Raw genomic sequence first — 12460 nt, forward strand, 5'->3', positions numbered from 1 at the left:
CCAAAATGAAACGGGAGGCCTTGGCCTCCCGTTTTTTCATTCGTGGCCGTCAGCCACGCTTGAGGATCACTGCTGAACTTCCGAGATCCCTTCGACCTTGACCTCAACCCGGCGATCCGGGGCCAGGCAGACGATCAGCTCTTTCTTGGACTTGCTGGTGCAGCTGTCGCCGGTGACCGGATTGCCCTTGCCGCGACCTTCCACGTTGACCTTGCCTGCCGGCAGGCCCTTGCCGACCAGATAGTCGGCGACGGTCCGGGCGCGCTGCTCGGAGAGCTTCTGGTTGTAGGCATCGGAGCCGATGCGGTCGGTATAGCCGATCACGGTGGCGACGCCATCCTTGGGTCTGGCCTGCTCAATCTGGCTGTAGAGGTTATCCAGCGCCTGGCCGGCGGCCGGTTTGAGGGTGGCCTTGTTGAAGTCGAACAGCACGTCCGAGCTCAGGGTGAACTGTTTGTCGACCACCACCGGCTCGGGCGCCGGGGCCGGCACCGGTGCGGCCACCACGGGGGCTACCTGACCGAAGCGATAGACCACGCCGACCGCCAGCAGACCGTTGTCGAGTTCGGCCCCGGTCTTGTCGAGTGCCTTGTCGCCGAGCGGGGTGGTGTATTGGTATTCGAGACGGGCGGCCCAGTCGCGGTTGAAGGCGTATTCGGCGCCCAGGGCACCGACGAAGGCGGCGCCGTTGTCATTGTCCAGCTGCTTGCTGTCGGTCCAGGCGTAGGCGCCACCCAGGCGGGTATAGAGATCCAGGCTCTCGCTGACCGGCAGGCCGATCTTCATGGTGAGCTGGGCCAGCTGGGCCTTGATCTCGTCCCGGCTGATGTCGGTGGGGACCAGCTTGTCGGTCGCCGTGTACTTGTATTTGCCGAGCCAGTCATAACCGAGCTCGACACCGAGGTTCTGGTTGATTTGATAGCCGAGGAAGGCGCCGGCGCCGACGTCATTCTTGTCTTCTTCGCTGATGGCGTAGTTGTCCTTGATGTCCTGGTTGTGATCGACGCCATAGAAGTTGGACCAACCCAGCTTGGCACCGCCATACCAGGTATTGTCTTGTCCGGCTGCCTGGGCGTTGGCCGTAAGCAAGCCTGAAACCAGCAAGGTAATCAGTGTTTTATTCATGTTGAGCCTCTGCAATTTCATATTGTCGGGGGGAGGTTGACAGGGTCGCCTCTCCTTATGGGTCGGGGCTTATAGCATAGCCACAACAGATTAAGGGTAGTCGCTTTAAGCAGGTTCTCAACCAACTGATATAAAACATAATGTGATTACCATTGCCGCAATTTGCCGCGGGGATTTGCGCTCTGGCGAGGGAGCGCAATAGTTAACCGAGGCGGATTTGCTGCGAGGTGGGCATGAACATCAGATGGATATGGCTGTGCTGGGCATTGTGGCTGGCGCCGGGCTGGGCGGCCGAGACCCTGCAGGTGGTGACCGAGGACTATGCGCCCTACAACTATCTGGAGGAGGCTGACGTCAAAGGGCTGGGCACCGAGGTGGTGGAGGCCATGCTGGAGCAGGCCGGCTTCGAATATACGCTGGACATCTACCCCTGGGCGCGGGCCATCTCGCTGGCGCGCAGCCGCCCCAACGTGCTCATCTACAGTATCAGCCGCTTCCCCGAGCGCGAGGCGCAGTTCCAGTGGATCGGGGCGATAGCGCAGATCAATTTTCACGTCTTCGCCCTGGCCAAGCGGGACGACATCAAGCCGTTCAGCCAGCTGTCGCAGGCACGGGCCTGGTCCATCGGTACGGTGCGCAACGACGCGCTGGAGCAGTACCTGATCAGTCGCAAGTTCTCCAACCTGCAACGCAACAACAACCACGAGGCCAACATGCTCAAACTGCTGATGGGGCGCATCGATCTCTGGCCGGTCTCGCAGGAGACGGCCAACTACTATGCTCGCCAGGCGGGCTATGGGCCGGAGGCCCTCAAGATAGTGCACGACATCGAGGATTTTACCGGGGGCGATCTGTACGTGGCGGCGAGTCTGAAGACGCCGCCCGAGGTGATCAAGCGACTGCAGGAGGCGCTGGCCACCATCAAGCAGAACGGCATCTACGACGGCATCGTCAAGCGCTACCGCTGAGCGGTGGGCCCGCCGGGGCTGCACAACAAAAAGGGCCGACTGTCGTCGGCCCTTTTTCATCAGTGGGCGAGGAACTCGTATTGAGCCTCGATGAAGGCTCCGGCCCGCTCGCTCAGGGCGGCGTGTACGACGGTGGTGGGGTGCACCTGATCCCAGAACATCTTGCCTTCGCAGTCGAGGGCGCTGGCACTGCGCCGTACCATGGGGCTGGCAACGGCCTGGGCCAGCAGCGGGTTGCCGGCGATGGCGAGCCGCTCCTGCGGGTTGAAGGCGGAGAGGCTGCTGTCGCTGGCGACGCTGGCTGCACTGCGGGAGGCAAACGGCTTCCACACATAGCCGCCGCCGTAGCAGGCGTTCTCGGTGTCGCTCAGACCGAAGTTCTGCGGCTCGCGCAGCATCTCGGCGAACTGCTTGTCGATCTCGAACAGCTTGACGATGCCGGTGGGGGCCAGCTGGCGTGCCAGGTTCAGCAGCAGCTGGTTGTGGTAGGCGGAGACATGGCTGGCCGCCTCGACCACTTTCTGGCTGCGGGCCGAGGGGTTCTGGCCCAGATCCGGCAGGTTGAACAACAGAATCTGCTTGGCGCCGTTCAATACCATGCGGTTGGCCGCATCGCTGATGGCGTCGCGCACCCGCTTGGCATCCTGCTCGGTGTTCCAGCCATAGGCCAGGTAATCGTTGGCACCGACCCAGAGGATCACCAGATCATCGGGCTTGAAGCTGTCCTTTTGCAGGAACTGGGTCACCTCGTAATCCAGGTTGTTGATGACCTGATACTTGGGATTCCAGGAGATCTTGTTGTAGGCCACCGCGGTGGCGCCCCCTTCCGCCTCGTTGGCGATGGTCAGCCCCGGGAACTGCTGGGTCAGCTGTTCCAGCCAGACCGGCCCGTTGGAGAAGCGGCCCTGATAGTAGGGGGGGCTGGAGGGGAGGTAACCGCGCATCTTGCTGTACATCTTGCCGGTATCGGAGAGGCTGTCGCCAAACATCACGATCCGGGAAAAGGCGGGGCGACTGTCGGCTGCCTGAACTGTCAGCGCGAAGAGTCCCAATAAACACACAAACCATTTCTTCATCTTGTTGTTCTCATTGGTTGGAAGCAGGTGGTGCCTGCAGACTGTTCCTCGATAGGCAAAGGTGCTGGGAAGCTGTTTTGCCATCTTGCAGGGTATCTAGCCGAATTTAATTTCGCAGTATGCGATATGGATTAAATCGATTACGGTCACACCGCTGTCCCCCAGATGGGGAGGCTTCACGTTTGTTTCACGCACCGGCCGGCACACTGCTCCCGTACCCAATGACAGGAGCATGAAATGAACAAGGCAAGCGTAATCGGTCTGTTGACCCTGATGTCCATCTCTTCTTTCGCCATGGCGGCCTATACCGGCCCGCAGGAGCAGAACAAGGTGTCCGTCGCGCAGTTGAAGGATCTGGCCGATGACAGCTGGGCCACCCTGGAAGGGAAGCTGGTCAAGCACCTGGGCGGCGAGAACTACATGTTCCGCGACGCCAGTGGCGAGGTGGAAGTGGAAGTGGATCAGGATGTGTGGCGTGGCACCGAGGTGGGCCCGGACGATCTGATCCGCATCCGTGGCGAGGTGGACCACAGCTGGAACAAGACCGAAGTAGAGGTGGAGAGCCTGGAGAAGGTGGGCGCCGCCCCGCAGAGCAAGGGCGGTTTCATCGCCAAGTAAGGCCTGAACCCCTACGCCAGACGTAACAAGGGCGCCTCCATGGAGGCGCCCTTTTGCTGTTGATCTGCTTAGCCGGTGCGGGCCAGCGTGCGCTTGAAGCCCTTCTCGGCCTGATTGACCTTGTAGAGATAGCGCCTGGCTTCCGCCTTGGGGTGCTGTTCGGTCAGGATCTGGTATACCGCCTCGGGCGAGAGCTGGTTGATCATGCCGGGCGCCGCCTTGCGGTCGCTGGAGAAGGTGTTGAGCACCCCGCCGGCGCCGCCGTTGTAGGCGGAGATGACGGCGTAGCGGCGCGAGCGCGGATCCTGGATATCCACCAGATAGACGGTCTGCAGCAGGTGCAGGTAGGCGGTCCCGACGTCGATGTTGTAGGCCGGGTTGAACAGAGCCTCCCGGGTCGGCTGGCCGCTCTTGCCCTTGACCCGCACGTAGACGTCCCGCCCGGCGGTGGCCGGGATCACCTGCATCAGGCCGTAGGCGTTGGCATGGCTGACCGCATAGGGGTTGAAGCTGCTCTCGGTCTTGATCACCGCGTAGATCAGGCTCTCGGCCACCCCGTACTTGCGGGAGGCTTCCCGGATCAGGCTGGCGTACTTGTAGCCCCGTCGATCCTCGTGGTTGGCTACCATGGGGATGTCGACGAAGAAGATGGTGCGAATGCCCAGGGTGCGCTTCTTCATCGCTGTATTGAGCAGGTAGTCGGCATAGCGCTCGGCGCGCCAGTCGAAGCGGATCGGCTGGCCCTGGTTGTCCAGCACCTGGCCGTAGAGGAAGGGCTCGCCGCCGGGCAGGATCTCGGCGTCGGAGTAAAGATCCACTTCCGCCGGATCGTCCGGGGTGAGCAGGGTCTCGATGATGGCGCGGCGCAGGTGGGAACGCGGGTCGATGCCGGAGACGGTCTCGACCATGATGTGGCCGCTGGAGAAGTCGATGTGGGCCCGGCTCTTGTACTGATCCGTGTATTTGACGTAGTCAAACTTGCCCGCAAACAGCGCCTCACGCCCCCATATCTCGTTCACGTTGTGGGAGAGCGCGCTGATCATGTGTTCGAAACCGCGGATGTCCTTGCCGTTGACGAGATCGTCATCCTCGTTGCCATTGGGCTTGGGGGAGGATGAGCAGGCAGAGAGAAACAGCAGGGTGCACAGCAGCCAGAAAATTCGGCCCATAGAGTCCTCAAACTGGGCGGCGGGCCGCCCGTCACTTCCGTCGTTGCCGTGAGTCGGCGGGGCCGGCCTGCGCAGGCCGGCCCCGTTCACGGATTATTTGCTGGGCGGGGTATAACCGTCGATGGCCACTTCACCCGCTTCGAACAGGTAGTTCACCATCTCTTTCTCCAGCAGCTGGCGATGCTCGAGGTTCATCATGTTCAACTTCTTCTCGTTGATCAGCATCACCTGCTTCTTCTGCCACTCGGTCCAGGCTTCCTTGCTGATGTTGTCAAAAATGCGCTTGCCGAGTTCACCGGGGTAGAGCTGGAAATCGAGACCCGGGCCCTCTTTTTTCAGGCGCTGGCAAAATACGGTACGGCTCATGTTGACCTCTATGGTTGTAAGTCCGGATAGGCGAGCAGACGGGCCGTGGCGGCCGCCAGACCCACCTCTGCAGGATGGCGTAAGTTATACCAGAGTCGGTTATCCGCTTCCATGAGCAGGGGGGCCGGCGGCGCGTCGGTTTCGAGCAGCATGGGCCGGATATCGAGGTGAAAGTGGCTGAAAGTATGGCGAAAACCGGCCAGTTCACGGGGTTCGCTGCCGGTCAGGCCGAGCCGCTGCAACAGCCCCGCCACCTCGGCGTCCGACTCCACCTGGGGGAAGCAGTAGAGCCCGCCCCAGATCCCTTGCGGTGGCCGTTTTTCCAGCAGCAGCTGATCGCCGTGGCGGATGAGCAGCATGATGCCGGTACGGGCCGGGATGCTCTTCTTGGGCTTGCTGTTGGGGTAGGAGGTGGGGTTGCCCTGCGACAGCCCCTGGCAATCCTCCCGCACCGGGCAGCGCTCGCAAGCGGGCTTGCTGCGGGTGCAGACGGTGGCCCCCATGTCCATCATGGCCTGGTTGTAGTGGGCCACCCCGAGCTTGGGGGTGAGGCGGGTGGCCAGCTCCCACAGATTGTTCTCCACCTGCTTCTGGCCGGGCCAGCCGGGCAGGGCCAGCCAGCGGGTGAGTACCCGCTTCACGTTGCCATCCAGAATGGCGTGGGGCTGGCCAAGGGAGAGGGAGAGCACGGCGCCCGCGGTGGAGCGGCCGATCCCCGGCAGCGCTATCACCTCCTCCAGCCGCTCCGGGAAGAGTCCACCATGGAGGTCGCGGATCTGCTGGGCCGCCTTGTGCAGGTTGCGGGCGCGGGCGTAATAGCCGAGCCCGGTCCAGTGGTGCAGCACTTCGTCGATGGGGGCGTCGGCCAGCGCCAGCACATCGGGAAAGCGGGCCATGAAGCGCTGATAGTAGGGAATGACCGTAGCGACCTGGGTCTGCTGCAGCATGATTTCCGAGACCCAGACCCGGTAGGGGGTCTTCTCCTGTTGCCAGGGCAGGGTCTTGCGGCCGTGGATCTGATACCAGTCCAGGATCCTGGTGGCGAAGGTCGCGTTATCTGAGTTGCTCACATTATGCTCATGTTATTGATTTAAAACTAAATTGACTAACGTGCAGCGGTCTTGGCGCTGATACCAGTGCAACGCCCGGTTGGCGAAGGTGGTGTTGTCCGGATTGCTCACGTTGTTCTCATGTTATTGATTAAAAAGGGGAGCTCTCAGGCTCCCTCTTGAAATGGTGGCCAGCCTCGGGCTGGCAGGGGCGCGCTTCAGCCGCGCCAGTCCTGCAGCGCCTTGAGGCTGACGTTCTGGCCGCCCACCTGCAGGATGATGTAATCCTGGGCGATGGCGAGCAGGGTGACGCCGGGGGCGACCTCGCTACCTTCCCGGTAGGTGCGCCCGTTCAGGGTCACGGCCCGGTTGGCCGGGTTGGAGGAGAAGACGTGGGCACCGTAGGCCAGCGGCGGCACCTGCTGGCGGAGCGCCTGCGGCAGGGCGCTGAGCGGCGTGGCCTGCAGTTCGGCCGGCACCTGCGGTGGCGTGCTCTGCTGCAACGGGGTGTTGTTGAGGGCATTGAGGATGCGCTCGGCCAGCCCCTGGCTGCTGTCGGCGGGTGCCGGTGCGGGTTGGGCATCGGCCTTGGGGATGACCACGGGTTCGGGCGGCGGCGGTGGCAGCGGACGGGTGATCATCGGCCTGGGCTCGACCCGCACGAAGGGCGGCGTCACCACCTCTTTCACCTCCACCGTCTTCTCGATGGGGCGGTTGTTGAGCAGGTGCCAGCCGTAGTTGGCGGCGGCCCCCATCACCAGCGCCAGCGGGGCCAGCAGCCACCAGATCCAGCGCCTGGGTTGTTCCTCTTCCTGGCTGACCGGCAGCCCCATCGCCGGGATGTGCGGGGTGAACTGGGGCTGGTCGGCCCGCCGCAGCGCCTTGAGCAGGGTGGACATCAGGAAGCCTCCTCCGACAGTGTGTTGATAGCCTCGTCATCCTCTGCCGGATCCAGCTTGGCCGGCTTGCTGGCCCGCTGGGCAGGGTCTTCCAGCTTCGGCATGGGTTCGCCAGCCATCACGTTGAGGCGCAGCAGGGTGTTGCTGCCGGCGATGCCGTCCGGGTTCAACCCCTGGGCGCGCTGGAACTGCTGCAGCTTGGTCTTGAGCTCGGCATCGAAGCGGCGGACCTTGCGATCCGGCTGCTGCAGGGCCCGGCTGAGGGCGTTGTCGAGCCACTGCACCTGGTTGGGGCCGGCGTTGTTGCCGATCAGGGTGACGCCCCCCTTGGGCATGCGCCACAGCAGGGTGTAGCTGCCGCCCCAGTAATCGCTCAGCCACTGCCTGTCCACCTGCCAGCTTTGGTTGCCGATGAGCAGGTTGGCCTTGTCGGGCCCGAGGTTGACCAGGGTGGCGTAATAGGTGCCGCCGGTCTCGTCGGTCAGGCTGACGAGGGCGGGATACTGCAGGGCCTGCAGATCGGCCAGGGAGGCCTCGCCCTCCTGGCAGCGCAGGCCGGCGCGCGGCGCGTTGTCGCAGGTCGCCTCTTCCAGCTCGGTCTGGTAGCCCCACACCTTGTAGAGATTCTGCATGGCGCTGTCCGGTTCCAGCGCCTGATTGATGGCGCGGGTCAGCTGTTCCTGCTGCTCCGGGGTATCGTCCACCTTGACCGGCACCTCCACCGTGACCACCGGGCGGGTCGGGAAGAAGCCGAAGAACTGCCAGCCCCACCAGCCAGTGGCCACCAGCAAGGCGCCGACCAGCGCCACCATCAAACCGGACTGCCAGGTGCCCTCGTCACGGATGCCGCTCACCTCGAAGGCCGCCAGGCTGATGTCACCGTGGACTATCTTGTGGCTGCCGCGGGCGAAGGCGGCGATCAGGGCGCGGTCGCAGATGAGGTTGATGAGGCGCGGGATGCCGCCGGAGAGGCGGTGCAGGGTCTGGATCGCTCTGGGGGTGAAGATGGGCTGCACGCAACCGGCCACCTGCAGGCGAAAACGGACATAGGCGTCCACGTCCTGGCAGGAGAGCGGCAGCAGGTGGTAGCGGGCGGTGATGCGCTGGGCCAGCTGGCGCAGCAGGGGCTGGCGCAGCATCTGCTGCAGCTCGGGCTGGCCGATGAGCACCACCTGCAGCAGCTTCTTCTCGTCGGTCTCCAGGTTGGTAAGCAGGCGCAGCTGCTCCAGCACGCCGGGCAGCAGGTGCTGGGCTTCGTCCACCAGCACCACGCTGCGCTTGCCTGCCGCCAGATTGGCCAGCAGGTGATCGCGAATGAGGTCGAACAGCTGCTTGAGGCCGGCATCCTGGCCATAGGCCAGCTGGAACTCGTCGCAGATGGCCGCCAGCAGATCTCGTTCGGTCAGGGATGGATTGAGGATGTAGGCGATCTCGGTCTCGGCCGGCAACTGCTGCAACAGGCAGCGGGAGACGGTGGTCTTGCCGGTGCCCACTTCCCCGGTCAGCAGCACGAAGCCGCCCCCATCCTGCAACCCGTAGTTGAGGTGGGCGAGTGCTTCCCCGTGGCGTTCACTCATGTAGAGGTATTTGGGATTGGGCGAGATGGAGAACGGGTGCTCCGACAGACCGAAGAACTGTGTGTACATAAGGATCCATTCCGTTGTTATGGGCGGCAGGTTAAAGCCTCCCCAAAGGGATGTCAAAGACCCGGATGCCATAAGGGGGGCCAGCGCGCACCCTGATTTGCCGGCGGGAGAAAGGGCGTTGCCGGGTTGGCTGGCGAGGCGGGTGGCGAGGGGCGTTTTGCCTCTCACTGGGCCGTCATGGGCTCGTTCCCGCCGACGGGGGATGGGGGCAGCCATAGTCTCCACCGGCCAAACCGGTATAATCGGGACAGGTTTATCAAGGGAGACACAGCTTGCAGACTTATCTGGTTGGGGGCGCGGTGCGGGATCGCCTGCTGGGATTGCCGCAGGGCGACAGGGATCACCTGGTGGTCGGGGCGACCGTGGAACAGATGCTGGCACTGGGCTTTACCCAGGTGGGCCGCGATTTCCCCGTGTTCCTGCACCCCAAGACCCAGCAGGAGTACGCGCTGGCCCGCACCGAGCGCAAGCAGGGGCGCGGTTATACCGGCTTCGTCTGCCACGCCTCGCCGGAGGTGACGCTGGAGCAGGATCTGCTGCGCCGGGATCTCACCGTCAACGCCATCGCCGAGGATGAGGCGGGGCAACTGCACGATCCCTATGGCGGCATCGAGGATCTGAAACAACGGCTGCTGCGCCACGTCTCCCCCGCCTTTGCCGAGGATCCGCTGCGCATTTTGCGGGTGGCCCGCTTTGCCGCCCGCTTCCACGCCCAGGGCTTCGTGGTGGCCCCCGAAACGCTGGCGCTGATGCGCGAGATGACCGAGGCCGGCGAGCTGGCTCACCTGACCCCAGAGCGGGTCTGGAAGGAGCTGGAGAAGGTGCTGCTGGGACCGACTCCGCAGGTGTTCTTCGAGGTGCTGCGCGAGTGCGGCGCCCTGGCGGCGCTGTTCCCCGAGCTGGATGCCCTGTTCGGGGTGCCTGCCCCCGCCAAGTGGCATCCGGAGATCGATACCGGCATCCACACCATGATGGTGCTGGCACAGGCCTGCCGGCTTTCGTCCGAACTGGCGGTGCGCTTCGCGGCGCTGTGCCACGACTTTGGCAAGGGGCTGACCCCGCCGGAGTTCTGGCCGAGTCACCACGGCCACGGCCAGAAGGGCTTGCCGCTGATCCGCGACTTCTGCGAGCGCTTTCGGGTACCGAACGAGTGCCGCGATCTGGCGCTGCTGGTGAGCGACCTGCACACCCATATTCACATCGCCTTCGAGCTCAAACCGGCGACCCTGCTCAAGGTGTTCGACAAGGCCGATGCCTGGCGCAGGCCGGAGCGCTTCGCCCAGCTGCTGGACGCCTGCCGTGCCGACTTCCACGGCCGCACCGGCTTCGAGGTGCGGGTCTATGCCGAGCCCGACTATGTGGCGCAGGCGCTGGCGGCGGCCCAGGCCGTGCCGGTGAAGGATATAGTGGCAGCCGGGTTCAAGGGGGAGGCTATTCGCGAGCAGCTGGCCAAGCGGCGGCTCGACGCCATCAGCCGGGTGCGCGACGAGTGGACCTTCCTCGAAGATTGACGAGGCAGGAGACGAAGCATGGACAAAAAAGCCCGGGTCACTGACCCGGGCTTTTTCATTGCTGCGCTTGCACGGCAGGCGGCTATTCACCGAGGCCGAAGCGCCCCTGTACGGGGTCGTAGTAGTAGGCCTCATAGTTGAAGTCAATCCCCTCGATGTAGGGATTTTCCAGCCGAAACAGCCGGCGGGTATGGAGGTGGGCGAAGCTCAGGGAGGGTTTGAAGGTCTTCAGCCAGAGTGCTTGCAGGGAGCCGTCGCGCCAGGCGGCCTTGAGCCCCTGTTGCACCCGGGCGATGGCCTGTTGGTTGCTGTTGTGGGTGAAGAAGACCCTGGGCAGCGGATAGTAGAGCGCCACATTCTCATCCATCACCAGCCCGGGGACATCCCTGTGATTCAGCTTCTCCTGGGGCAACTCGTTGATCCCGCGGCAGAAGAGTGCGAAACGGCCGCGTGCCACCATCTTGAACAGCTGCTCGTAGCCCTCTACCTCCTGCACCTTGAAACCGGCCCGCTGCAGGATCTGCACGTCGAGCCAGCCCTTGCCCTGACCAATGTCGAAGCGTTTGAGCCCCTCCAGGCTGGTCACTCCGGCGACGGCGCTCTGCTGCTCAGGACTGACGAAGCAGATGCGGTAGCTGACGATGCCGAGGTGGATGGGAAAGCGCACGTAGTCGATGCCGCTCATGTCCCGATCGGAGCGGTAACTGTCCATGGCGAACAGGTTGGGGTAGTCATTGAAGCGCAGGCTGACCCACATCCGGGCCAGGGTCATGGGGGGCGCGGCCTGCATCCGGTAGTCGCCATGGCTGGCGCGGGTCTTCTCCAGCGCCAGGCGCAGCAGCTCGCGATCATAGGTGCTTCTGGGATCGTGCTCGCTCTCCGGACTCATGTAGGTGAACAGGGTCGGGCTGGCCAGCACGGGCAGGGCCAGCAGCAGGGCAAGCAGCGGGGTCCAGTGCATCATGAGCTCCTGTGAAAGGCTGAGACTCCTCTGAGTGTAGTGGCTCTCCCCGGCGGTGAGCGGGGAGCCGCCGGGCTCACTGCTTGCCGCTGGCCGGCTCGCCGGGCCCGAAGCGCTGGGTGAGGGGATCGTAAAGGTAGGGCTGGTAATCGAAGTCGAGCCCCTGCAGCAAGGGGTTGTCCAGCCTGAACAGCAGCCGCTGGTCCAGCCTGGCGAAATCCAGCGCCGGCTTGAAGGTCTTGAGCCAGAGCGCCTGCAGGGAGCCGTCCTGCCAGGCCAGTTGCAGGCCGGCCCGAACCCGGCGCAGGGCGTGCTGGTTGTCCTTGTGGCTGTAGAAGAGGTGGATGAAGGGGTAGTAGAGCGCCAGATGCTGGTCGACCGTCAATTGCCCCAGATCCCGGTGCGTATCCAGCTCTGTCAGCAGCTCGTTGGCCCCCCGGCAGAACAGATCCACCCGGCCGCGCACCACCAGCTTGAACAGCCGCTCGTAACCCTCCACCTCCTGCACCTTGAAGCCGGCACTGCGCAGTATGTCGGCATCCTGCCAGCCGCGGCCCTGGCCATGGCTGAACTGCTGCAGCTCGTGCAGGGTACGTACCCGGGCCACGGCTTGCTGCTGTTTGGGGCTGACGAAGCAGATGCGATAGCCGAGGATGCCGAGATCCACCGGAAAGCGGACATAGTCGAGATCGTGGCTGCCCTCCGGGCGCGGGAAGCTGTCGATGGCCAGCAGGTTGGGGTAGAGGTTGTACTGCAGCACCTGACGCAGCCGGGTTCGGCTCATGGGCGGGGCCGGGCGCAGCTCGTAGTCGCCGAAGCTGTCGCGGGTCTTCTCCAGCGCCAGTTGCAGCAGCTGCTGGCCGTAGAGGGTGCGCAGGTCCCGCTCACTCTCCGGGCTGACGTGGGTCACTATGTCCAGGGCCGGCAGAAGGGGGGAGAAGAACAGGCTGCCGGCCAGCAACCCGAGGATCATCACTCTGTGGTTCATCATACCGCTCACTGCTGTCACATTGAGTTGAGTGTAGCGGCTGTGGCGCCAAGGCTGGGGGCCTGGGCCCGGGAAACGCGGCTT

Annotated in this window: 12 protein-coding genes; 3 read left to right on the forward strand and 9 right to left on the reverse strand. The window is 63.9% G+C overall.

What is annotated here, in order from left to right:
- Nucleotides 1–66 precede the first annotated feature (66 nt).
- Nucleotides 67–1125: a porin OmpA gene (ompA, locus tag PG900_RS15310; protein ID WP_270797867.1), complete on the reverse strand. Its 1059-nt coding sequence runs from the start codon at nucleotides 1123–1125 to the stop codon at nucleotides 67–69.
- Nucleotides 1126–1358: 233 nt separating this feature from the next.
- On the opposite strand from ompA, the gene PG900_RS15315 reads away from it, so the two are divergent.
- Nucleotides 1359–2093, forward strand: coding sequence for a substrate-binding periplasmic protein (locus PG900_RS15315; RefSeq protein ID WP_270831753.1), 735 nt, complete (start codon nucleotides 1359–1361; stop codon nucleotides 2091–2093).
- A 59-nt stretch (nucleotides 2094–2152) separates the two neighbouring features.
- Here PG900_RS15315 and PG900_RS15320 read toward each other — a convergent pair whose 3' ends face one another.
- Nucleotides 2153–3169, reverse strand: a complete 1017-nt coding sequence (locus PG900_RS15320; RefSeq protein WP_270797869.1) for an SGNH/GDSL hydrolase family protein — start codon at nucleotides 3167–3169, stop codon at nucleotides 2153–2155.
- Between the two features lie 237 nt (nucleotides 3170–3406).
- Here PG900_RS15320 and PG900_RS15325 point away from each other — a divergent pair, with 237 nt between their 5' ends.
- On the forward strand, nucleotides 3407–3787 hold the full coding sequence (locus PG900_RS15325) for a YgiW/YdeI family stress tolerance OB fold protein (RefSeq protein ID WP_011707500.1): 381 nt from the start codon (nucleotides 3407–3409) through the stop codon (nucleotides 3785–3787).
- 68 nt (nucleotides 3788–3855) lie between these two features.
- Here the strand turns inward: PG900_RS15325 and mltC are convergent, their stop codons facing one another.
- The 5 genes from mltC to exeA form a co-directional block, all read right to left on the reverse strand.
- Complete coding sequence (gene mltC, locus PG900_RS15330) at nucleotides 3856–4956, reverse strand: membrane-bound lytic murein transglycosylase MltC (protein WP_270831755.1); 1101 nt, start codon at nucleotides 4954–4956, stop codon at nucleotides 3856–3858.
- Nucleotides 4957–5049: 93 nt separating this feature from the next.
- Nucleotides 5050–5322 carry an oxidative damage protection protein gene (locus PG900_RS15335; protein WP_005305420.1) on the reverse strand — a complete coding sequence of 91 codons (273 nt, stop codon included), beginning with the start codon at nucleotides 5320–5322 and terminating at the stop codon, nucleotides 5050–5052.
- An 8-nt stretch (nucleotides 5323–5330) separates the two neighbouring features.
- Nucleotides 5331–6392: an A/G-specific adenine glycosylase gene (gene mutY, locus PG900_RS15340; RefSeq protein ID WP_270831756.1), complete on the reverse strand. Its 1062-nt coding sequence runs from the start codon at nucleotides 6390–6392 to the stop codon at nucleotides 5331–5333.
- 197 nt (nucleotides 6393–6589) lie between these two features.
- A complete protein-coding gene (gene exeB / locus PG900_RS15345) occupies nucleotides 6590–7270 on the reverse strand; it encodes a GspB family T2SS assembly factor variant ExeB (protein ID WP_024944708.1) in 681 nt (226 codons plus the stop codon).
- Nucleotides 7270–8916, reverse strand: a complete 1647-nt coding sequence (gene exeA, locus PG900_RS15350; protein WP_270831757.1) for a type II secretion system protein ExeA — start codon at nucleotides 8914–8916, stop codon at nucleotides 7270–7272. Before exeA ends, exeB begins: the two co-directional genes overlap by 1 nt.
- A 272-nt stretch (nucleotides 8917–9188) precedes the next feature.
- Between exeA and PG900_RS15355 the strand changes: the two genes are divergently transcribed.
- Entirely contained in the window at nucleotides 9189–10427 is a 1239-nt protein-coding gene (locus PG900_RS15355) for a multifunctional CCA addition/repair protein (protein WP_270831759.1), read from the forward strand.
- 82 nt (nucleotides 10428–10509) lie between these two features.
- Here PG900_RS15355 and PG900_RS15360 read toward each other — a convergent pair whose 3' ends face one another.
- Both PG900_RS15360 and PG900_RS15365 read right to left on the reverse strand, forming a co-directional pair.
- Nucleotides 10510–11388 carry a hypothetical protein gene (locus tag PG900_RS15360; RefSeq protein ID WP_269384284.1) on the reverse strand — a complete coding sequence of 293 codons (879 nt, stop codon included), beginning with the start codon at nucleotides 11386–11388 and terminating at the stop codon, nucleotides 10510–10512.
- Nucleotides 11389–11464: 76 nt separating this feature from the next.
- Nucleotides 11465–12379 carry a hypothetical protein gene (locus PG900_RS15365; RefSeq protein WP_029302122.1) on the reverse strand — a complete coding sequence of 305 codons (915 nt, stop codon included), beginning with the start codon at nucleotides 12377–12379 and terminating at the stop codon, nucleotides 11465–11467.
- Nucleotides 12380–12460: the final 81 nt, after the last annotated feature.

Origin of the sequence: Aeromonas sp. QDB03, from assembly GCF_027707985.1 — a bacterium.
Lineage (GTDB): Bacteria > Pseudomonadota > Gammaproteobacteria > Enterobacterales > Aeromonadaceae > Aeromonas > Aeromonas hydrophila.